At 59.5% G+C, this 22,456-nt stretch carries 18 protein-coding genes and 1 pseudogene; 9 read left to right on the top strand and 10 right to left on the bottom strand.

Annotated elements, in window-relative coordinates; translation table 11 throughout:
- Nucleotides 1-36: 36 nt before the first annotated feature.
- Nucleotides 37-513 carry a bacterioferritin gene (bfr, locus tag ABIA48_RS20245; RefSeq protein WP_007985870.1) on the top strand — a complete coding sequence of 159 codons (477 nt, stop codon included), beginning with the start codon at nucleotides 37-39 and terminating at the stop codon, nucleotides 511-513.
- A 199-nt stretch (nucleotides 514-712) separates the two neighbouring features.
- Here bfr and grxD read toward each other — a convergent pair whose 3' ends face one another.
- Nucleotides 713-1,054, bottom strand: coding sequence for a Grx4 family monothiol glutaredoxin (gene grxD / locus ABIA48_RS20240; RefSeq protein ID WP_429490867.1), 342 nt, complete (start codon nucleotides 1,052-1,054; stop codon nucleotides 713-715).
- Nucleotides 1,055-1,151: 97 nt separating this feature from the next.
- Nucleotides 1,152-3,260, bottom strand: a complete 2,109-nt coding sequence (locus tag ABIA48_RS20235; protein WP_429490865.1) for a molybdopterin oxidoreductase family protein — start codon at nucleotides 3,258-3,260, stop codon at nucleotides 1,152-1,154.
- 520 nt (nucleotides 3,261-3,780) lie between these two features.
- On the opposite strand from ABIA48_RS20235, the gene argF reads away from it, so the two are divergent.
- Together argF and ABIA48_RS20225 are read left to right on the top strand one after the other, a co-directional pair.
- A complete protein-coding gene (gene argF / locus ABIA48_RS20230; protein WP_033052334.1) occupies nucleotides 3,781-4,701 on the top strand; it encodes an ornithine carbamoyltransferase in 921 nt (306 codons plus the stop codon).
- Nucleotides 4,698-5,807, top strand: coding sequence for an ABC transporter ATP-binding protein (locus ABIA48_RS20225; protein ID WP_429490863.1), 1,110 nt, complete (start codon nucleotides 4,698-4,700; stop codon nucleotides 5,805-5,807). Before argF ends, ABIA48_RS20225 begins: the two co-directional genes overlap by 4 nt.
- Before the next feature lie 114 nt (nucleotides 5,808-5,921).
- Here ABIA48_RS20225 and ABIA48_RS20220 read toward each other — a convergent pair whose 3' ends face one another.
- A complete protein-coding gene (locus ABIA48_RS20220; RefSeq protein WP_429490861.1) occupies nucleotides 5,922-6,704 on the bottom strand; it encodes a PhzF family phenazine biosynthesis protein in 783 nt (260 codons plus the stop codon).
- A 106-nt stretch (nucleotides 6,705-6,810) separates the two neighbouring features.
- The gene (gene ybaK / locus ABIA48_RS20215; protein WP_007985882.1) at nucleotides 6,811-7,281 is read right to left on the bottom strand and encodes a Cys-tRNA(Pro) deacylase; all 471 of its coding nucleotides are present in this window, start codon (nucleotides 7,279-7,281) and stop codon (nucleotides 6,811-6,813) included.
- Nucleotides 7,282-7,630: 349 nt separating this feature from the next.
- On the opposite strand from ybaK, the gene ABIA48_RS20210 reads away from it, so the two are divergent.
- The 4 genes from ABIA48_RS20210 (at nucleotide 7,631) to glpD (ending at nucleotide 12,777) form a co-directional block, all read left to right on the top strand.
- A complete protein-coding gene (locus ABIA48_RS20210) occupies nucleotides 7,631-8,482 on the top strand; it encodes an MIP/aquaporin family protein (protein ID WP_429490858.1) in 852 nt (283 codons plus the stop codon).
- Between the two features lie 74 nt (nucleotides 8,483-8,556).
- A complete protein-coding gene (gene glpK, locus ABIA48_RS20205; protein ID WP_429490856.1) occupies nucleotides 8,557-10,062 on the top strand; it encodes a glycerol kinase GlpK in 1,506 nt (501 codons plus the stop codon).
- Nucleotides 10,063-10,157: 95 nt separating this feature from the next.
- Entirely contained in the window at nucleotides 10,158-10,913 is a 756-nt protein-coding gene (locus tag ABIA48_RS20200; protein ID WP_007971301.1) for a DeoR/GlpR family transcriptional regulator, read from the top strand.
- Nucleotides 10,914-11,238: 325 nt separating this feature from the next.
- Entirely contained in the window at nucleotides 11,239-12,777 is a 1,539-nt protein-coding gene (gene glpD / locus ABIA48_RS20195; RefSeq protein ID WP_007985889.1) for a glycerol-3-phosphate dehydrogenase, read from the top strand.
- Nucleotides 12,778-12,844: 67 nt separating this feature from the next.
- Here the strand turns inward: glpD and ABIA48_RS20190 are convergent, their stop codons facing one another.
- The 3 genes and pseudogenes from ABIA48_RS20190 to ABIA48_RS20180 all read right to left on the bottom strand — a co-directional run bounded on the left by ABIA48_RS20190 (nucleotide 12,845) and on the right by ABIA48_RS20180 (nucleotide 16,637).
- Entirely contained in the window at nucleotides 12,845-13,951 is a 1,107-nt protein-coding gene (locus ABIA48_RS20190) for an NADH:flavin oxidoreductase/NADH oxidase (RefSeq protein ID WP_429490854.1), read from the bottom strand.
- A 366-nt stretch (nucleotides 13,952-14,317) separates the two neighbouring features.
- Nucleotides 14,318-16,028, bottom strand: a pseudogene (recJ, locus tag ABIA48_RS20185) (single-stranded-DNA-specific exonuclease RecJ).
- Between the two features lie 66 nt (nucleotides 16,029-16,094).
- Nucleotides 16,095-16,637: a YaeQ family protein gene (locus ABIA48_RS20180; RefSeq protein WP_007971297.1), complete on the bottom strand. Its 543-nt coding sequence runs from the start codon at nucleotides 16,635-16,637 to the stop codon at nucleotides 16,095-16,097.
- A gap of 147 nt (nucleotides 16,638-16,784) precedes the next feature.
- Here ABIA48_RS20180 and ABIA48_RS20175 point away from each other — a divergent pair, with 147 nt between their 5' ends.
- On the top strand, nucleotides 16,785-17,984 hold the full coding sequence (locus ABIA48_RS20175) for a CaiB/BaiF CoA transferase family protein (RefSeq protein ID WP_310054125.1): 1,200 nt from the start codon (nucleotides 16,785-16,787) through the stop codon (nucleotides 17,982-17,984).
- Entirely contained in the window at nucleotides 17,938-18,906 is a 969-nt protein-coding gene (locus ABIA48_RS20170; RefSeq protein WP_429490851.1) for a TIGR02285 family protein, read from the top strand. The genes ABIA48_RS20175 and ABIA48_RS20170 overlap by 47 nt, the downstream gene beginning before the upstream one ends.
- 170 nt (nucleotides 18,907-19,076) lie before the next feature.
- On the opposite strand, the gene ABIA48_RS20165 is transcribed toward ABIA48_RS20170, so the two are convergent.
- From ABIA48_RS20165 to thrC, 3 genes are all read right to left on the bottom strand, one after another.
- Nucleotides 19,077-19,364 carry a DUF3509 domain-containing protein gene (locus ABIA48_RS20165; RefSeq protein ID WP_429490849.1) on the bottom strand — a complete coding sequence of 96 codons (288 nt, stop codon included), beginning with the start codon at nucleotides 19,362-19,364 and terminating at the stop codon, nucleotides 19,077-19,079.
- 160 nt (nucleotides 19,365-19,524) lie between these two features.
- Nucleotides 19,525-20,880: a transporter substrate-binding domain-containing protein gene (locus tag ABIA48_RS20160; protein WP_429490847.1), complete on the bottom strand. Its 1,356-nt coding sequence runs from the start codon at nucleotides 20,878-20,880 to the stop codon at nucleotides 19,525-19,527.
- A 119-nt stretch (nucleotides 20,881-20,999) separates the two neighbouring features.
- Entirely contained in the window at nucleotides 21,000-22,409 is a 1,410-nt protein-coding gene (gene thrC / locus ABIA48_RS20155; protein WP_007990037.1) for a threonine synthase, read from the bottom strand.
- Nucleotides 22,410-22,456: the final 47 nt, after the last annotated feature.

Raw genomic sequence — 22,456 nt, 5'->3', positions numbered from 1 at the left:
GTTCTATTGACAGCTAATACAGGGCAGGACCCCATCATGAAAGGCGACGTTACAGTCATCCAGCATCTCAACAAGATCCTCGCCAATGAACTGGTCGCGATCAATCAATACTTCCTGCATGCACGCATGTATGAAGATTGGGGCCTGAACAAGCTCGGCAAGCACGAGTACCACGAATCCATCGACGAGATGAAGCACGCGGACAAGCTGATCAAGCGCATTCTGTTCCTTGAAGGCCTGCCGAACGTCCAGGATCTGGGCAAGCTGCACATCGGCGAACACACCAAGGAAATGCTCGAGTGCGACCTGCGCATCGAGAAAACCGGCCATGCCGACCTGAAAGTGGCTATCGCGCATTGCGAAACCGTTGGCGACTTCGGTAGCCGTGAACTGCTTGAAGATATCCTTGAATCCGAAGAAGAACATATCGACTGGCTGGAAACCCAATTGGGCCTGATCGACAAAATCGGTATCGAAAACTATCTGCAATCGCAGATGGGCGAAGACGAGTAAGGTCTACGCGATCAATCTCGATGCAATAATAAAAAAGCCCCGCCCTCTTTCGAGTGGCGGGGCTTTTTGTTATCCGGAATTCAGGTTTACCCTGAAATCCTGATGTGGGAGCGGGCTTGCTCGCGAAGCAGGCGACACGATTTATCTGGAAACCGCGTTATCGTTCTTCGCGAGCAAGCCCGCTCCCACACACGGCGAATCAGGCTTCGGTCTTGGCAGCAGCGGCCTTGGCGGCGGCGTCCTTGATCAGAGTCTGCAGCGAACCGTCAGCAGCCATTTCAGTCATGATGTCGCTACCGCCGACCAGCTCACCGGCAACCCACAGCTGTGGGAAGGTTGGCCAGTTGGCGTATTTTGGCAGGTTGGCGCGGATTTCCGGGTTCTGCAGGATGTCCACGTACGCAAACTTTTCGCCACACGCCATCACGGCCTGCGCGGCTTTCGCGGAGAAGCCGCACTGCGGGGCATTCGGCGAGCCTTTCATGTAAAGCAGAATGGTGTTGTTGGCAATCTGCTCTTTAATCGTTTCGATGATATCCATGGAGCACCTCGGCTGAACTTTCCGACTCATGGGTCGGCACGGTGGCGCATTGTAACGGAAAGCCGAGCGCCCTGCTCGGTCTCTCCGTCAGACTGATTCAAGCCGCCGCCACGGTCACCGGCACGCCATTGAGCGCAGCATTTCCCGACAACTCGTCAATCCGGCATTCGTCGGTCAGGTCGTTGGCGCTGGACCCCGGCTGGCTGCTGGCAATCGTCATTTGCACGCCTGGCCGCGCATGGCCCCAGCCGTGTGGCAGGCTGACCACTCCCTTCATCATATCCAGACTGCCAAGCACCTCAACCTCAATCTCACCCACCCGTGAACTGACCCGCACACGTTGCCCGTCGCTGAGTCCGCGACTGGCCAGATCGTCCGGATGCATCAGCAACTGGTGACGTGGCTTGCCCTTCACCAACCGATGATAGTTATGCATCCATGAGTTGTTGCTGCGCACATGTCGGCGGCCAATCATCAACAACTCGTCGGCGGCCGGCGCCTGCAAGGCTGCGAAGCGCGTCAGGTCAGCGAGAATCGCGGCCGGCGCGGCCTGGATACGTTGATTGGCAGTCTTCAGGCGTGGTGCCAGGTTGGGCTTGAGCGCTCCCAGATCGACACCATGGGGATGATCGAACAAAGTCGCCAGCGACAGCTTATGCTCTGAAGTGTCGCCGTACATCCCCATGCGCAGGCCGCGATCGATCATTTGCGCCGGGGCGATGGTCGGCTTCAACTCTTTGCCGGTCCTGGCGGCAAATGCCTTGGCCAGCCCGACGAAGATCTCCCAGTCGTGCAGTGCCCCCTTGGGTTTGGCGAGGATTGCGCGGTTGAAACGACTGACGTTGCGCACCGCAAACAGGTTGAACGTCGTGTCGTAATGGTCGTTTTCCAGCGCCGACGTGGACGGCAGGATCAGGTCGGCGTAACGCGTGGTTTCATTGATGTACAAGTCGATACTGACCATGAACTCCAGCCCGTCCAGCGCCTGCTCGAGTTTTCGGCCATTGGGCGTGGACAGCACCGGATTGCCTGCCACGGTGATCAACGCCCGTACCTGCCCGTCCCCTTCGGTGAGCATCTCTTCGGCCAGCGCCGACACCGGCAGCTCTCCGGCATATTCCGGACGCCCGGAAACCCGGCTCTGCCACAAGTTGAAATGCCCGCCCGAAGTCGTCGCCACCAGGTCCACCGCCGGTTCAGTGCACAAGGCCCCGCCAACGCGATCGAGGTTGCCGGTGACCAGGTTGATCAACTGCACCACCCAGTGGCACAGCGTACCGAAGGCCTGGGTCGAGACGCCCATGCGGCCATAGCAGACTGCACTCGGTGCCGCGGCGAAGTCCCGCGCCAATTGGCGGATCTGTTCCGCTGGTACGGCGCACAAGGCGCTCATGGCCTCCGCGGTGAACGGCGCGACGGCCTCCCGCACGTCCTCCAGACCGTCGACCGGCAGATGGCTGTCGCAAGTCAGACCTTCAGCGAACAACGTGTTGAGCAGGCCGAACAACAATGCCGCATCGCCGCCAGGGCGCACGAACAGATGCTGATCGGCAATCGCCGCCGTTTCACTACGGCGCGGATCGACCACCACCACTTTGCCACCTCGAGCCTGTATCGCCTTCAAGCGTTTTTCCACATCCGGCACGGTCATGATGCTGCCGTTTGAAGCCAGTGGGTTGCCGCCCAGGATCAGCATGAAATCGGTGTGATCGATGTCCGGGATTGGCAGCAGCAAACCGTGGCCGTACATCAAATGACTGGTCAGGTGATGGGGCAATTGATCAACCGAGGTGGCGGAAAACCGGTTGCGGGTTTTCAGCAGGCCGAGGAAGTAATTGCTGTGGGTCATCAGCCCGTAATTGTGCACGCTCGGGTTGCCTTGATAGACCGCCACGGCATTTTGTCCGTGATGCTCCTGAATGGCGGCGAGGCGTTCGGCGACCAGATTGAATGCCGCTTCCCACTCGATGGGCTGCCACTCATTACCCACCCGCTGCATGGGCTGATGCAGGCGATCCGGATCGTTCTGAATGTCTTGCAACGCAACGGCCTTGGGACAGATGTGCCCACGGCTGAACGTATCCTGGGGGTCGCCCTTGATCGATGTGATCTGGACGTTACCGCCTTCGACCTCGGTGGTTTCGATGGTCAGGCCACAGATGGCTTCGCACAAATGGCACGCACGATGATGGAGAGTCTTGGTCATGGCCAGTCTCTGTCTTGTTATGGGCGGGGCAACGTTGGCCGCGGAAACAAAACTATGGCGCCAGACCCGCCACCGCGCCAGCGATGTTCGTCTTGTGAATCGATGGTTATCAGGCCAGCCGATGGATATCGGAGTTCAATTCGAAGGCGGCCTGGGTGGTGCCTGTAACTGGATTATTTCAAGCTGGCGACACGCTGCTCAAGACCTGGAACGACAAGTCAGAAACCGACTGTCAGCGCACCATTGCCGCCCCGCCCGATTGCCAAGCCCCGAGAGGCCGGTGTACAAATGAGCCGCTGCTATCAGGAAACAGGCTTCAAAAGCGCTACCACGGTAAACCCGTAGCACCTCTGAAACTCCCTAAAAACTGTAGCCCTATTGGTAAGACGCGACATTTAATTATAAGATCGCGCCTTCCCCTATTTCGTCGCCCCGTGCGGCTTACGCCGCAGGTCTCGCCCGTTGTTCCGTTAAACAAGGCTTTGAGCATCTGCGGTTTGTAGCAAAAAGGTAGTCAATGATGAGCGCAAGGCACTTTCTCTCCCTGATGGATTGCACGCCCGAAGAGCTGGTCAGCGTGATCCGTCGAGGCGTTGAGCTCAAGGACCTGCGTAACCGCGGCGTACTGTTCGAGCCTCTGAAAAACCGCGTCCTGGGGATGATTTTCGAGAAATCCTCGACCCGCACCCGGATCTCTTTCGAGGCCGGCATGATCCAGCTCGGCGGCCAGGCGATCTTCCTGTCGCCACGTGACACCCAACTGGGCCGTGGCGAACCGATCGGCGACTGCGCCATTGTCATGTCGAGCATGCTCGACGCGGTGATGATTCGTACCTTTGCCCACAGCAACCTGACCGAATTCGCCGCCAACTCCCGCGTGCCGGTGATCAACGGCCTGTCCGATGACCTGCACCCGTGCCAGTTGCTGGCAGACATGCAGACCTTCCTCGAACACCGCGGCTCCATCCAGGGCAAGACCGTGGCCTGGATCGGCGACGGCAACAACATGTGCAACAGCTATATAGAAGCGGCGATCCAGTTCGACTTCCAGTTGCGCGTAGCCTGCCCGGAAGGCTACGAACCCAACCCGGTGTTCCTGGCCAAGGCCGGCGATCGGGTCACCATCGTTCGCGACCCGAAAGATGCCGTGCGCGGTGCACACCTGGTGAGCACCGACGTCTGGACCTCCATGGGTCAGGAAGAGGAAACCGCCAAGCGCCTGCAGCTGTTCGCACCGTATCAGGTCAACTGCGCCCTGCTCGACCTGGCTGCTGAAGACGTATTGTTCATGCACTGCCTGCCGGCGCACCGCGGCGAAGAAATCAGCGTCGACCTGCTCGATGACAAACGCTCGGTTGCCTGGGATCAAGCCGAAAACCGTCTGCACGCGCAAAAGGCCTTGCTCGAATTCCTCGTTCCGCCTTCGTACCACCACGCATGAGCCAGCCATTACTGCTTAACCTGCGCAACCTCGCTTGTGGTTATCAGGACCAGCGAGTGGTTCAAAACCTCAACCTGCACCTGAACGCGGGCGACATCGGTTGCCTGCTGGGCTCCTCGGGTTGCGGTAAAACCACAACGCTGCGGGCGATTGCCGGTTTCGAGCCGGTGCATGAAGGTGAAATCCAGTTGGCTGGCGAGACGATCTCCAGCGCCGGCTTCACCCTCGCACCAGAGAAACGCCGTATCGGCATGGTGTTCCAGGATTACGCGCTATTTCCGCATTTGAGCGTGGCCGACAACATCGCCTTCGGTATTCGCAAGCATCCGCAAAAGGATCGGGTGACCGAAGAGCTGCTGGAACTGGTCAACCTGAAGAACCTCGGCAAGCGCTTTCCTCACGAGCTTTCAGGTGGGCAGCAGCAACGTGTCGCCCTGGCCCGCGCACTGGCGCCGGAACCACAACTGCTGCTGCTCGACGAGCCGTTCTCCAACCTCGATGGCGAACTGCGCCGCAAGCTCAGCCATGAAGTGCGCGACATCCTCAAGGCCCGTGGCACCAGCGCGATTCTGGTGACTCACGACCAGGAAGAAGCCTTCGCGGTCAGCGACCACGTTGGCGTGTTCAAGGAAGGTCGCCTGGAACAGTGGGATACGCCCTACAACCTCTACCACGAACCACTGACACCGTTTGTGGCCAGCTTCATCGGCCAGGGCTATTTCATTCGTGGTCAGTTGAGCAGCCCGGAGTCGGTACAAACCGAGCTGGGTGAGTTGCGCGGTAATCGGGCCTACACCTGGCCGGTAGGCGGTGCCGTAGACGTGCTGTTGCGCCCGGACGATATCGTCTATGCACCGGACAGCGCACTGAAGGCGCGAATCGCCGGCAAGACGTTCCTGGGGGCATCGACCCTGTATCGCTTGCAGCTGCCGACAGGCGCCCAGCTGGAGTCGATCTTCCCCAGCCATGTCGATCGTCAGGTCGGGGCGGATGTGGGCATTCGTGTCGCGGCTGAACACCTGGTGCTGTTCCAGGCGTCCGGCAGCACGGCTGCGCAGATTCCGGTGGTTGAATCGGGTGTCCGGCGTTACAGCGCGGCGAACTAAACAACACAATCCCTGTGGGAGCGAGCTTGCTCGCGATGGCGTCGGATCAGTCAACAAACTTGTTGAATGTAATACCGCTATCGCGAGCAAGCTCGCTCCCACATTGGGTTTGCGTTAGCCCAGCATCAGCGTTCCACGCGCAACCAGCGTCGCATTCCCGCCAATCTTCACCCGCTCCCCTTCCAGTCGGCAGAACAATTCCCCACCCCGGGCCGAACGCTGACAGGCCGTCAAGCTCGACTTGCCCAAACGCTGCGACCAGTACGGAATCAGAAGGCAATGGGTCGATCCGGTTACCGGATCTTCGTTGATGCCGATCGCTGGCGCGAAATAGCGGGACACGAAATCGTGCTGGCTGCCACGCGCCGTCACGATTGCGCCCAACCACGGCAGTTTCGCCAGGGCGACCATGTCCGGCTTGCAGTCGAGCACCGCTTGCTCGGACTCCAGCACCACAAACAGTTCATTGGAACCCAGCACATCGACAGCTTCAACGCCGAGGGCACGCTCGACATCCAGGGTCACGTCGATTTCCGAGGGAATGATCGCCGGGAAATTCAGCCACAGGCGCCCACCTTCACGGGTCACGCTCAGCGGTCCGGATTTGCAGGTGAAGTCCAGTCGTTCGACTGGTTCTTTATAGATTTCAAACAACACATAGGCACTGGCCAGCGTCGCGTGACCACACAATGGCACCTCGGTGGTCGGCGTAAACCAGCGGATGTGCCAGCCCCGCCCTTCGCGTACGACAAACGCCGTTTCGGCGAGGTTGTGTTCGGCGGCAATCTTTTGCATCAACTCATCGGCGAGCCAGCTATCGAGCCGATAGACCATCGCCGGGTTGCCACTGAATGGCTGATTGCTGAACGCGTCGACCTGATGAAACTCCAGCTGCATAACCTTCTCCCTTTGTCAGACCGCCGAGCATGCCGCGCTGGCCGCACCGGCACCAGTGACAGAGCAGGCTGATTTTCACCATACAGATCTGCGTTCACTTCGACGCTCACGTACGGCCGATATCGGCAAACTTCGCCTGGGTGTGTTCGGCCAGCACGGCCGGCGCCAGTTCGACTTCCAGTCCGCGCCGGCCCGCACTGACAAAAATACTGGCGAAGGGCTGGGCTGAATTATCAATGAAGGTTCGCAAACGCTTTTTCTGCCCCAGCGGACTGATCCCGCCCAACAGATAGCCAGTGGAGCGCTGCGCCGCCGCCGGGTCGGCCATTTCGACCTTTTTCACGCCAGCGGCGTGGGCCAGCCCTTTCAAATCCAGGCTGCCGACAACCGGCACCACCGCCACCAACAACTCGCCCTTTTCGCTGGCCGCCAGCAAGGTCTTGAACACCTGAGCCGGGTCGAGCCCCAGTTTCTCCGCGGCTTCCAACCCGTAGGAGGCGGCCTTCGGGTCATGTTCGTAACTGTGTACGCGATGTTCGGCTCGAACCTTTTTCAACAAATCCAATGCGGGGGTCATGGCAGCTCCAGATTGGGCGGCAGAAGAAAAATACTGCGGCGGATTCTAGGACATTGATCGTTAAAAGGCTCCAGGGCAGCGCATCCATGACGCCATAACCCAACCTTCCCAACACCCAAAGACTCGTTCATTCATGCGACGAATAGTTTATTTATGACCGATGGTTCACTTTCGACCTTTGACAGTAGTGTTTCTTGTCTATATTTTTTCGTTTCTGAAACTATACGAAATGTCCTACCGTAGCACCCAGCAGTAAACCGCGATCAGGATGGGGATCCTGCCTCGCTGAAAAACGCGCTCCGACCATGATGGAAAAAGCGCCAGACAACAAAAAAAAACCGAGGTTTCAATGACAACTGCTTTACAACAACCATCGCTCTCGAGCCAATGCATGGCCGAATTTCTGGGTACGGCGCTGCTGATCTTTTTTGGTACGGGTTGCGTTGCCGCGCTCAAAGTCGCGGGTGCCAGTTTTGGCTTGTGGGAAATCAGCATTATCTGGGGTGTCGGCGTCAGCATGGCGATCTACCTGACCGCCGGAGTTTCCGGGGCACATCTGAACCCTGCCGTCAGCATTGCCCTGAGTATTTTCGCGGACTTCGAAAAGCGTAAATTGCCTTTCTACATGCTCGCTCAGGTGGCAGGTGCTTTCTGTGGAGCATTGTTGGTTTACACGCTTTACAGCAATCTATTCTTCGAATTCGAACAAACGCACCATATGGTTCGCGGAACCCAGGCCAGCCTTGAATTGGCCTCCGTGTTCTCCACCTTCCCGAATCCTGTGCTGACCACCGCCCAGGCGTTTCTGGTCGAGGTGATCATTACGGCCATCCTGATGGGCGTGATCATGTCCCTGACCGACGACAACAATGGTTTGCCAAAAGGCCCGTTGGCACCGCTGCTGATCGGCCTGCTGATTGCAGTGATCGGCAGCTCGATGGGGCCGCTGACCGGCTTTGCTATGAACCCGGCGCGGGACTTCGGCCCTAAACTGATGACTTTCTTCGCTGGCTGGGGTGAAATTTCCGTCACTGGCGGACGCGATATTCCGTATTTCCTGATTCCTGTTTTTGCACCGATTGTCGGTGCCTGCCTCGGTGCTGCCGCCTATCGCGGGCTGATTGCCCGCCATCTGCCCTGCGCCGTACCTGCTACAAAGGACGCACTACCTGCTATTGACGGCAAACCCAGAACTTCTTGATACCGTTGGCGCGTGCCCCTGCCCTTTGATCGCGCGCCAGACCTCACTCCCTTATTCACGCCAAGGCAATCGACATGACCGACACACAGAATAAGAACTACATCATTGCCCTCGATCAGGGTACGACCAGCTCCCGCGCGATCATTTTCGACCGCGACGCGAACGTGGTCTGCACCGCCCAACGGGAGTTCGCTCAGCATTACCCGCAAGCCGGCTGGGTCGAGCATGACCCGATGGAAATCTTCGCCACCCAAAGCGCCGTGATGGTCGAGGCCCTGGCACAAGCCGGCCTGCACCACGACCAGGTGGCAGCCATCGGTATCACCAACCAGCGCGAAACCACCGTGGTGTGGGACAAGAACACCGGCCGCCCAATCTATAACGCCATCGTCTGGCAATGCCGACGCAGCACCGAGATCTGCCAGCAGCTCAAACGCGATGGTCACGAGCAATACATCAGCGAAACCACCGGCCTGGTCACCGACCCCTACTTCTCCGGCACCAAGCTCAAGTGGATTCTCGATAACGTCGAAGGCAGCCGCGAGCGAGCGCGCAACGGCGAGCTGCTGTTCGGCACCGTCGACAGCTGGCTGATCTGGAAATTTACCGGCGGCAAGGTCCACGTCACCGACTACACCAACGCCTCGCGCACCATGCTCTTCAACATCCACACCCTGGAGTGGGACGCGAAGATGCTGGAGGTGCTGGATATTCCGCGCGAAATGCTCCCGGAAGTTAAATCGTCCTCGCAAATCTACGGCCACACCAAAAGCGGCATCGCCATCGGCGGTATCGCCGGTGACCAGCAAGCCGCTCTGTTCGGCCAGATGTGCGTCGAGCCAGGCCAGGCGAAAAACACTTACGGCACAGGCTGCTTCCTGCTGATGAACACCGGTGACAAAGCGGTGAAATCCAAGCATGGCATGCTGACCACCATCGCTTGCGGCCCTCGCGGCGAAGTGGCCTACGCGCTGGAAGGTGCGGTGTTCAACGGCGGCTCCACTGTGCAATGGCTGCGTGACGAGCTGAAAATCATCAACGACGCCCACGACACCGAATACTTCGCCAACAAGGTCAAGGACAGCAACGGCGTGTACCTGGTGCCGGCCTTCACCGGCCTGGGCGCACCGTACTGGGACCCGTATGCCCGTGGCGCATTGTTCGGCCTGACCCGCGGCGTACGCGTGGATCACATCATTCGTGCCGCGCTGGAGTCGATTGCCTACCAGACCCGCGACGTGCTGGACGCCATGCAGCAGGACTCCGGCGAACGCCTCAAGGCCCTGCGCGTGGATGGCGGCGCGGTGGCCAATAACTTCCTCATGCAGTTCCAGGCCGACATCCTCGGCACCCAGGTCGAACGCCCGCAAATGCGCGAAACCACGGCACTCGGCGCCGCTTACCTGGCAGGCCTGGCCTGTGGCTTCTGGGGCAGCCTGGAAGAGTTGCGTGGCAAGGCCGTGATCGAGCGCCGGTTCGAGCCGACGCTGGATGAAGCGGCGAAGGAAAAACTCTACGCAGGGTGGAAAAAAGCGGTCAGCCGCACCCGCGATTGGGCGGCTGAAGACGAGGCTGAATAATCCGGGATACGGGCTCGTATCCGGATGTAACTGGTAGGGAGCAGATTCCTGCGGCATCATGGGCAAATTTTGCACGGCAGCCCAAAGGACGCCCCATGAATCTGCCTCCCCGTCAGCAGCAAATCCTCGAACTGGTCCGCGAACGCGGCTATGTCAGCATCGAGGAAATGGCCACGCTGTTCGTTGTTACCCCGCAGACCATCCGCCGCGACATCAATCAGCTCGCGGAAGCCAATTTATTGCGTCGCTACCACGGTGGCGCCGCCTATGACTCCAGTGTCGAAAACACCGCCTACGCCATGCGCGCCGATCAGATGCGCGATGAAAAACAGCGTATCGGCGAAGCCATTGCCGCGCAGATTCCCGACCATGCCTCGTTGTTCATCAACATCGGCACCACGACCGAATCCATCGCCAGGGCACTGCTCAACCACAGTCACCTGAAGATCATCACCAACAACCTGCATGTGGCTTCGATGCTCAGCGCCAAGGACGACTTCGACGTGCTGCTGACCGGTGGCAACGTACGGCGCGACGGTGGCGTGGTCGGTCAGGCCAGCGTCGACTTCATCAACCAGTTCAAGGTCGATTTCGCGTTGGTCGGCATCAGCGGTATCGATGAGGACGGCAGCCTGCTGGACTTCGATTATCAGGAAGTGCGGGTATCCCAGGCAATTATCGCCAATGCCCGACAAGTGATCCTCGCGGCCGACTCCAGCAAGTTCGGGCGCAACGCCATGATTCGCCTGGGGCCCATCAGCCTGGTCGATTGCCTGGTCACCGATCAGCAGCCTTCGCCGGCGCTGGCGCAGCTGTTGAACCAGCACAAGGTTCGGCTGGAGGTTGTTTAACCTCACCGCTATATCTACGGCGCCTGCACTGCCGCCATCGCGAGCAAGCTCGCTCCCACAAGGAATTGAGTCGGTCACAAAACTTGTGTATGCCATCAATCACTGTGGGAGCGAGCTTGCTCGCGATGGCGGTCGCTCAAACTCCGCTCTTCTCAAGTCAGTCATCTCTCAAAATGTTCGTAAATTTTCCTTTAACGGCCCTTCGATGAGTATTTTCAATCGAAGCTGACTGGCTGCGCGCGTCTTTATGGGCTAGTATTTTCGCAAATGAACATCAATGTTCGATTTCAAATACAGAACATCAAAGAACTCCGAGGCCAAGCCGATGCCCACTTCCACCTTGCCTACGCCCCCTCTCGCCGAGGTTTACGATATCGCCGTCATCGGTGGCGGGATCAATGGCGTGGGGATCGCAGCGGATGCTGCCGGTCGCGGCCTATCGGTGTTCCTTTGTGAAAAGGATGACCTGGCCAGCCATACCTCGTCGGCCAGCAGCAAGCTGATTCACGGTGGCCTGCGCTACCTCGAACATTACGAATTCCGCCTGGTGCGTGAAGCCCTGGCCGAACGTGAAGTGCTGTTGGCCAAGGCACCGCACATCGTCAAGCAAATGCGCTTCGTACTGCCACACCGCCCGCACCTGCGCCCGGCGTGGATGATCCGCGCCGGGTTGTTCCTCTATGACAACCTTGGCAAGCGCGAGCAACTGAAAGGTTCGAAGAGCCTGAAGTTCGGCCCCGACAGCGCGCTCAAAAGCGAGATCACCAAGGGTTTCGAATACTCCGATTGCTGGGTCGACGACGCACGCCTGGTGGTATTGAACGCCATGGCCGCCCGGGAAAAGGGCGCCCACGTTCACACCCAGACCCGCTGCGTCAGCGCCCGTCGCAACAAAGGCCTGTGGCACCTGCATCTGGAACGTGCCGATGGCAGCCTGTTTTCGATCCGCGCCAAGGCATTGGTCAACGCGGCCGGGCCTTGGGTCGCCAAGTTCATTCGCGATGACCTGAAGATGGAATCGCCTTATGGCATCCGCCTGATCCAGGGCAGCCACCTGATCGTGCCGAAGCTGTACGAAGGCGAACACGCGCACATCCTGCAAAACGAAGATCAGCGCATCGTGTTCACCATTCCGTACCTGAACCGCTTCACCCTGATCGGCACCACCGACCGCGAGTACACCGGCGATCCGGCTGCCGTTGCAATTACCGACGGCGAAACCGATTACCTGTTGAACGTGGTCAACGCCCACTTCAAAAAGCAAATCAGCCGCGACGACATCCTGCACAGCTATTCCGGCGTGCGCCCGCTGTGCAACGACGAATCCGACAACCCGTCGGCCGTGACCCGCGATTACACCCTGGCGCTGTCGGGCTCTGGCGAAGAAGCTCCATTGCTGTCCGTATTCGGCGGCAAACTCACCACCTATCGCAAACTGGCCGAGTCGGCGCTGGCGCAACTGGCACCGTACTTCAAGCACATCAAGCCAAGCTGGACCGCCAGCGCCACGCTGCCGGGCGGTGAAGACATGACCACCCCGCAAGCCTTGACCTCGCGTATCCGCGACAGATTCGACTGGGTACCGAGCGAGATCGCTCGCCGTTGGGCCACCACCTACGGCAGCCGTACCTGGCGCATGCTCGAAGGCGTACAGGACCTCAGTGATCTGGGCGAACACATCGGCGGCGGTCTCTACACCCGTGAAGTCGACTATTTGTGCAGCGAAGAATGGGCCACCAGCGCCCACGACATCCTCTGGCGTCGTAGCAAGCTCGGTTTGTTCACGACGCTGGCCGAACAGGAAAAGCTCAAGGATTACCTGAACAAGGTCGAACAGAACCGCAGCAAGATCGAAGCGGCCTGATCGATCACCGGCATAAACAAAAGCCCCTGAATCTCACGATTCAGGGGCTTTTTCGTATCGATGGATTTCAGTCGCGCAAATCCGATTCGTGAATCGGCTGCTCACGGTGGGTCGCCCGCTGATATTGCGCCGGCCACACGGCCTTGTGCCCGCCCAGATCGTCATCTGCATGCAGCGCCCAATATGGATCGCGCAACAACTCACGGGCCAGGAAGATAATGTCGGCCTGGCAGGTACGCAGGATGTGCTCGGCCTGGGCCGGCTCGGTGATCATGCCAACCGTGCCGGTGGCCATGCCCGACTCCTTGCGCACACGCTCGGCGAAGCGGGTCTGATAACCCGGCCCTGTGGGAATCTCGGCATTCGCCGCAGTCCCGCCCGACGAGACGTCGATCAGGTCCACGCCCAGGTCTTTCAGGCTGCGCGCCAGTTCCACGGTTTCATCAGGGTTCCAGCCGTCTTCCACCCAGTCGGTGGCCGAGACCCGGACAAACACCGGTAACTCTTCAGGCCATACCGCACGCACCGCTTCGGTGACCTGCAGCACCAGCCGAATACGATTTTCGAACGAACCGCCATATTGATCGCGACGCTGGTTACTCAACGGCGACAGGAACTGGTGCAGCAGGTAACCATGGGCCGCGTGCACTTCGACCACCTTGAAACCGGCAATCAGAGAGCGCTTTGCCGCATCGACAAACGCCTGGATCACCTTGGCGATCTCGCCCTCATCCAGTTGTCTGGGTTGTGTGTGCTGTGGGTCGAACGCAATCGGCGAAGGTCCGACCGGCACCCAGCCGCCATCGTCGGGTTTGACGCTGCCGTGTTTGCCAAGCCATGGCCGGTAGGTACTGGCCTTGCGCCCGGCATGGGCCAGCTGAATGCCGGCAACGGCGCCCTGGGCGCTGATGAAGCGGGTGATGCGTTGCAGGGGTTCGATCTGCTCATCATTCCACAGACCGAGGTCTTGAGCGGTGATACGCCCGTCGGCGGTGACCGCCGTGGCTTCGGTAAACACCAGCCCTGCCCCGCCGACAGCGCGGCTGCCGAGGTGGACCAGGTGCCAGTCATTGGCCAGGCCATCGGCGCAGGAGTACTGGCACATCGGCGATACCGCGATGCGGTTGGGCAGGGTCAATTGGCGAATGGTAAAGGGTTCAAGCAGCAGACTCATGGGGCACCTCTCGTATCAGTGGGCAGGCTCCAGGTTCTGTTTGAAAAGTCGACGAGTGACAGGAAAAAGGTACAACACCCGCCCCCGCGGGCAAAAAATTCGACAAGACGTCACAAGGCCAATCAAGCAGTGTTTAGAGCCTAGTCGACAACCGGGAATGAGGGAGGGTTCAAGAATTGAAACACCTCAATGGCAGGTTAATGAAGGACCTGTGGCGAGGGGGCTTGCCCCCGTTCGGCTGCGCAGCAGCCGCAACAAAGCCATTCGGCACAGTTGGCCTTGCGGAATTCTAAACCAGATTTGGGGCCGCTTCGCAGCCCAACGGGGGCAAGCCCCCTCGCCACAAAAGCAATACAGTGAGCTGACTTATCGCGGTTCGATGTGGGCAATCATCAGTTGAACCGTCTCGTTGCCACGAAACTCGTTGAGATCGAGTTTGTAGGCCAGTTCCACCCATTTGATGGTCGGATTCGGCCAGATGTCGCGGTCAATCCCGAAGGCAATGCCGTCGAGTTTCACCGAACCACACTCACTTCTCAGCACGACTTTAAGGTGCCGTTCGCCAACGACGCGCTGCTCGACCAACTGGAACACCCCATGAAACAACGGCTCCGGGAAGTGCTGCCCCCATGGGCCGGCATGCCGCAGGGCACGGGCCAGTTCCAGGTGAAACTCTTCCACCGCCAGGGTGCCGTCCGACAGCAGGCGGCCTGTCAGGTCTTCTTCGCGCAGTTGCCGGCGCACTTCAGCGTCAAAGGCTTCGGCGAACAACGGGAAATTCGCTTCCGGCAGCGTCAGGCCGGCCGCCATCGCGTGACCACCGTACTTGGTGATCAGGTTCGGATGCTGCGCCGCCACCACACTCAAGGCGTCGCGGATGTGAAAGCCCTGGACCGAACGCCCCGAGCCTTTGAGCAGGCCATCTCCGGCATCGGCAAAGGCGATGGTCGGGCGGAAATAGCGCTCTTTCATCCGCGACGCAAGAATACCGATGACGCCCTGATGCCACTCCGGATCGAACAGGCACAAGCCGAACGGCATCGACTCCACCGGCAAATCCTTGAGCTGCGCCAGCGCTTCGCGCTGCATGCCTTGCTCGATGGATTTGCGATCCTGGTTCATGCCATCCAGTTGCGCCGCCATTTCACGGGCAGTCGCCGCATCGTCGGTGAGCAGACACTCGATGCCCAGGCTCATGTCATCCAGGCGCCCTGCCGCGTTCAGACGCGGGCCAACAATGAAGCCCAGGTCGGTGGAGGTGATGCGCGCATGATCGCGCTTGGCCACTTCGAGGATCGCCTTGATCCCCGGCCGGGCACGTCCGGCGCGAATCCGCTCAAGGCCCTGATGCACCAGAATCCGGTTGTTGGCATCCAGCGGCACCACGTCGGCCACGCTGCCCAGGGCCACCAGGTCAAGCAGTTCGCCGATATTCGGCTGCGGCTTGCTCGCGTACCAGCCCAGTTCACGCAATCGTGCGCGCAGGGCCATCAGCACATAGAAAATCACCCCGACACCGGCCAGCGCCTTGCTCGGGAACTCGCAACCCGGCTGGTTCGGATTGACGATGGCATCGGCCAACGGCAGTTCGTCGCCGGGCAAGTGGTGATCGGTAACCAGCACCTTGAGCCCGGCCTTTTTCGCCGCCACCACGCCGTCGACGCTGGAGATGCCATTGTCCACGGTGATCAGCAGATGAGGCTGGCGCTCAAGCGCCACCGCGACGATTTCCGGGGTCAGACCGTAGCCGTAGTCGAAACGGTTTGGCACCAGATAATCGACATGCGCAGCACCCAACAGGCGCAAACCCAGGGTGCCCACGGTGCTGGCCGTCGCACCGTCGGCATCGAAGTCGCCGACGATCAGAATGCGCTGGCGCTGTTCGAGCGCCGTCACCAGTAAATCCACGGCGGCATCAATGCCCTTGAGCTGCTGGAACGGAATCAGCCGCGCCAGGCTCTTGTCCAGTTCTGCCTCGGATTGCACGCCCCGCGCCGCGTACAGGCGGGTCAGCAGTGGCGGAATATCACCGAGGAATGGCAGGGGTGTCGGGCAGCAGGCGAGGTTCGATGCGCATGGGGTGACAGGAGCTTCTCTTGAATACGTAGGATAAAACCGGGTGACGCGCTAGAGCGGCGAAAAATCAGCCGCGCTCACCGGCCAGCCATTGCAACTGGACTTCATGCTGACCACGGTCGTCGGTGACGAAGATCGTCCCTTCGCTGATCATCACGTCCCACTTGATGACGCGCGGCATGTCCTTGGCCAGGGTTTCCAGGACTTCCTGAGGCACGGCAGCGATGTTGACGTTCTTCAGGTTTTTCACCGCCGGCACCACTTTGCCTTCCCACACGCGCAGGCTGCCATAGGCCAGCAGACTGGTGCGTTCAGTGCGGCGCGAACACCAGGTCAGGCGCTCGGCATCGGGCTGGCCGACTTCGATCCAGTGCAGGACACGGTCATCCAGGCTTTTTTCCCACAAGGCCGGCTCATCCACTTCCGACAGACCACGGCCAAACGACAGCTGCTCGTTGTACCAAAGAGCGTAGGCCAGCAGGCGTACGGTCATGCGTTCTTCGGTTTCCGAAGGGTGACGGGCGATGGTCTGCTTCACGCTCTCATAGACACTGCGGTCGAGGTCGGTGAGGTTCAGTTCAAACTTGTAGGTCGTGGACGGCTGGGCCATGAACGGGCTTCTTGATACGAGGAAAGGCGGCAAGTCTACCCGATGCGACGGGCAATCCACGAATAGAACACAATCAAGCTGGAGCGTCGGACAGTCGGCTATGTTAAAACGCTCTATCCTCTCAACCCTTGTCCTGCAGGATCCCGCATGCCGATCACCGCCAAACCGCTTTCCGGTCTGAAAGTCATTGAATTGGGCACCTTGATTGCCGGCCCGTTTGCCTCGCGCATTTGCGCTGAATTCGGTGCCGACGTAATCAAGGTCGAATCCCCGGACGGCGGTGATCCATTGCGCAAATGGCGCAAGTTGTATGAAGGCACTTCGTTGTGGTGGTTCGTCCAGGCGCGTAATAAAAAATCCCTGACCCTCAATCTCAAACACCCCGAAGGTCAGGCGATCCTGAAACAGCTGCTGGGCGAAGCAGACATTCTGATCGAAAACTTTCGCCCCGGCGTCCTGGAAAAACTCGGCCTGGGCTGGGATGTCCTGCACGCCTTGAACCCGAAACTGGTCATGGTGCGGCTGTCGGGTTTCGGCCAGACCGGCCCGATGAAAGATCAGCCCGGCTTTGGCGCGGTCGGTGAATCCATGGGAGGCCTGCGCTACATCACCGGTTTCGAAGACCGGCCGCCGGTGCGCACCGGCATTTCCATCGGTGACTCGATTGCCGCGCTCTGGGGCGTGATCGGCGCGTTGATGGCCCTGCGTCATCGCGAGGTCAACGGCGGCCTGGGGCAAGTGGTGGACGTGGCGCTGTACGAAGCCATCTTCGCGATGATGGAAAGCATGGTCCCGGAGTTCGACGTGTTCGGCTTCATCCGCGAACGCACGGGCAATATCATGCCGGGCATCACCCCGTCCTCGATCCACACCAGTGCCGATGGCAAACATGTGCAGATCGGCGCCAATGGCGACGCGATTTTCAAACGCTTCATGCTGATCATTGGTCGGGAAGACCTGGCCAACGACCCTCAGCTTGCCAGCAACGATGGCCGCGATGCCCGACGCGACGAGATTTATGGCGTCATCGATCGCTGGGTCAACTCGTTGCCGCTGGACACGGTGCTGGCGCAGCTCAATCAGGCCGAGGTACCGGCCAGCCGGATCTTCAGCGCCGAAGACATGTTCAATGACCCTCAGTACCTGGCGCGAGAAATGTTCCTGCAAGCCAAACTGCCGGATGGCAAGGACTTCAAGATGCCGGGCATTGTGCCGAAACTCTCAGAGACCCCCGGTGAATGTGAATGGGTCGGGCCACAACTGGGTGAGCACAACGCGCAGGTACTCCAGGAACTTGGCTATGACGCGTCGCAGATCGCACAGTTGCGCAAAGATGGAGCCATCTGAACTGAGGCGCCTGCCTGCATGGCCCATTCGGCACCACCCGTCGCACGGCGGATGGCCGCTGTGCATGCTGGCGATTTTACTCTTGCTCCTTGAACCGCTCCCGTCAGCCCTGGCACAGCCCAAGGAAAACCTGATCTGGCTCAAGCGTGATCTGCCGCCACTGACGATTTTCGACGGGCCGAAAAAGGGCCAGGGTGTCATCGATCAACTGCTTCCACTGTTGATTGCCGGCATGCCGCAGTACCAGCACAGCGTGATGAGGGTCAATCGCGCGCGTGGACTGCAAATGCTCCACGAACCGGCCCTCGTCTGCGACGCGGCGCTGAACTGGAGCAAGGAACGGGCACAGTGGATCGCCTTTTCCATTCCAGTCTTCCGCGCCATGAGCAATGGCCTGGCCGTGCGGCGCATTGACCAGAACGTGCTGGCACCCTTTATCAAGGATGGCGAAGTCGACCTGGCAGCGCTGCTCGCCAGCGGCCGCGAAAAACTGGGGATTATTGCCGAGCGCAATTACGGCGAATACCTGGACGGGCTGCTCAGGCAAGCACCATCCAACACACTGACCGCTCATTACGGCAACGACGCCTTGGGCAGCCTGTTGCAAATGCAGCGCCTGGGACGCTTGCACCTGCTGCTGGGCTATCGCCCGGAAATTCGCTATCAGGCCTCGCTGCAAGGCATCGCCGAGGATGAATTGCAGTTCTATCCAATTCGCGGCACGGGCAAATACCTGTCCGGTTACATCGGTTGCACCGACACGCCAAAGGGCCGGCAGGCCATCGTCGAGATCAACCAGGTGCTGCGCGCCCTTCCCCGCGAGCCGCTTGACGAGGCCTACGCCGCCTGGCTGGATCCGGAGAGTCGCAGCGATTACCTGAAAGACACCAAGGCTTTTTTCGACAATCTGGCGCAACCATGACAAATCCCGGGCAAAAAGAAACCCCGGGAAGTGGGGAGACGACCCGGGGTTAAACGTGGCCTGCTTGGAGACCAGTAGCAGCAAGCTACAAGCACCGGAGCACAATGCTTGATCCTGCTGTTAAAAAGTCTGACTGACCTGGGCGCGGGAAGGTTCCCACAAAAATCCATTCAATTGCGGCTGGCCAGAAGCTTGTCCTGGGCAGCATTGCGCAATGCCGCGATGACACAAGGCTCCAGGCGTCCTTCAGCGATCAGCACGTCGCGATGCAAACCGTCGACCACATCCGTCAGCAGGCGTTTGTCATTCAACTGGGCCTGATTGAACGCGCGCTCGACCACCGTCGCGCCGATAGCATTCTTCAGAGTCACCCGGCATTCGCCACGATTGCCTGACGGGGTCAATGTGACCTGATACGGGCTCAGCGCCTCACCGAGCAACAGACTGATACTTTCCATCCCGATCACCACTCAATAGTCCGAAACAACGTGCCTGGGGCATGCCTACAACAGATGACCGCTGGCCCGAGAAGAAAGTTCTGGATACTGACCGCAGCTGAAACTGCAGGTCAGTCAAGAGAGCATGCACGGCGAACATGACAGAGAAAAAACGCAACCGTCACGTTTGTCGGGTACGCCGGGCGATATCGGCCCAGCCCCCCAGCAATCCTCGTAGTTGGCCATCCGCCGTGTAAAACGGCACCGTCCACTGGTAGATATCCCTGACGCCGTCCTTGAACACCAACTGACGCTCGAAAAAGCGCGTTCTGCGCGTACTCAACTGCGCCATGAGTTCGGCATGCAGCAGTTCCGCGGTTTGTCTGGGCATGACATCAACCTCGATCAACTGCCGCCCCTGCATCCGGTCAAAATGCGTCGACAAGGCGTCCTCATAACTCTTGTTGCACATGATCAAACGCCCTTGCAGATCACGAACAAACATCGGGTCAGGCATGGCATCCATCAGGGCATGCTGGAATGCCAGCTGATCACGCAGGCTTCTTTGGGCCTCGACCCGTTGCCTGACCACCACCGCCAATCGCCGGTTCCAGAGCAGGGACAACAGACCAAACAGGCTGACCACAAACATGCCCCAGCAAACCCATTGGTCAAATCGCTGCCAGAAGCCATGTGCCTGTGACGTGCTGGTGCCACCGAGCCACTTCAGGCGCATGGCGCGCAGTTCCTGCTCAGGAAACGCCTCGAGCGCCTTGTTGAGGATGCTCAGCAACTGCGGCTGGCCTTTGCGCACCGCCAGATAATCCCCATCCCATTTGCCCGGCACCACAGCCCCGAGCTGTAGCCGGCCTGACGGAAACAGCTGGGCGCCGATTTCGTTTTCGATGGTGGCGTAGGCTTCACCGCTTTCAACCCAGGCACGGGCTTCGGCGTAGGTTTTAACCGAGCGCAATTCGATGGACGGATAATCGCGACGTATCACCGCTTCCAGTGCATGTCGGGTCGGCAGCACCAGCACCCGTTTCGCCAGATCCTCCAGCGACTGCACCGGCGGCGCCCCCGACTGCCCGACAAAGACCCAGCCTGCACCGCCGAACGCATGGCTGAAATCGAGAAGCGCCCTGCGTTCTTCATTCATCGAAAGCGTGGTACTTAAATCCGCCGTGCCTCTTTCCAGGTGTGCGAGCATCTGATCGGTGGAGAACGACTCCTGGTAAACGAACTGCAAGCCCGTCATGTCACTGATGCGCTTGAGCAGATCGCTGTTCAGACCCGTCCAATGACCATGTTCATCCTTGAACAGGTACAACGGATACTCCAGTGCCGTGACAACGACCCGTGGATGGCTGGCCATCCAGCGTAACTCCTGTTCATCCAGCACGACCATTGAACGGGCGACAGACTTCCCGCGCTCCTGAATGGTTGGAGGACTCGCGCCGCCCCATTGGGCGATGCCCATGATGCCGAGCAAAAACAGCCAGCGCATGGCCGGTTTGAACACACTTGTAAACAGCATTCCCACGTCCTTGGTGATTCACTCGCCTGTCCTTTCGCGGCGATAACACGACAAGTGTGCATGCAGAAATGAAAAAGCCCGTCAGGAGACGGGCTTCAAAATGTGACAGCTCTGAGCGATTAAAGCGGCTTGCCGCGGTTGCCATGCTGACTGACAAAGGCCTGTACGGCCTTCAAGTCATTTGGCAATACGGTGCAACGCTCGTCTCGTTCAAACAAATCAGAAAGATGTGCAGGCAGTTCGAGAGCTTTTCCTACACCGGCTTTTTCCACGGCGTCCGGGAATTTGACCGGATGGGCGGTGCCCAGAATCACCATTGGAATGTCCAGGCTGCGGCGGCATTCCCGCGCTGCTTTCACGCCGATGGCCGTGTGCGGATCCAGCACTTCACCGGTCTGTTCATAGACTTCAGCGATGGTTTCGCAGGTTTGCGCGTCATCCACGGCCAGCGAGTCGAACAGCTTGCGGGCTTCGGTCCAGCGCTCTTGCTCGACGCTGAAACCGCCACCTTGCTTGAAGCTGTCCATCAGGCCGGCAATCGCCGCGCCGTTGCGACCATGCAGGTCGAACAACAGGCGTTCGAAGTTCGACGACACCATGATGTCCATGGACGGCGACAGCGTCGCGTGCAGGGTTTCCTTGACGTACTGGTTGCCGCTCATGAAGCGGTGCAGGATGTCGTTGCGGTTGGTGGCGACGATCAACTGGTTGATCGGCAGGCCCATGTTGCGCGCCAGGTAACCGGCGAAGATGTCGCCAAAGTTGCCGGTCGGCACCGAGAACGACACCGAGCGTGCCGGGCCGCCCAGTTGCAGGGCCGCGTGGAAGTAGTAAACGATCTGGGCCATGATCCGCGCCCAGTTGATCGAGTTCACGGCGACCAGACGGGTGCCCTTGAGGAAACCCTGGTCGGCGAAGCTCGCCTTGACCATTTCCTGGCAGTCATCGAAGTTGCCTTCGATGGCGATGTTGTGGATGTTCTCACCGAAAATGGTGGTCATCTGCCGACGCTGCACCTCGGACACGCGGTTGTGCGGGTGGAGGATGAAGATGTCGACGTTTTCGCAATGCTTGCAGCCTTCGATGGCGGCCGAACCGGTGTCACCGGAGGTGGCACCGACGATCACCACGCGCTCGCCGCGCTTTTCCAGCACGTAGTCAAGCAGACGGCCGAGCAATTGCAGGGCGAAGTCCTTGAACGCCAGGGTCGGGCCGTGGAACAGCTCCAGCACCCATTCGTTGCCGTTCAGCTGACGCAGCGGCGCAACGGCACTGTGGGCAAACACGCCGTAGGTTTCTTCGAGGATTTTCTTGAAATCAGCGTCTGGAATGCTGCCGGTGACAAACGGGCGCATAACGCGGAAAGCCAGCTCGTGATAGGGCAGGCCGGCCCAGGAAGCGATTTCTTCCTGGGTGAAACGTGGCAGGTTTTCCGGGACGTACAGACCGCCGTCGGTGGCAAGACCTGCCAGCAGGACGTCTTCGAAATTCAGGGCCGGTGCCTGGCCGCGGGTACTGATGTAGCGCATGTTTTCAAACCTTCGGTTTGAGCTTCAAGCTTCAAGCTTCAAGCTGC

It is taken from the genome of Pseudomonas sp. S30_BP2TU TE3576 (assembly GCF_050436025.1).
Taxonomy (GTDB): Bacteria; Pseudomonadota; Gammaproteobacteria; order Pseudomonadales; family Pseudomonadaceae; genus Aquipseudomonas.
Note: the sequence above shows the minus strand (reverse complement) of the source record. Positions and strands in the feature narration are given on the sequence as shown.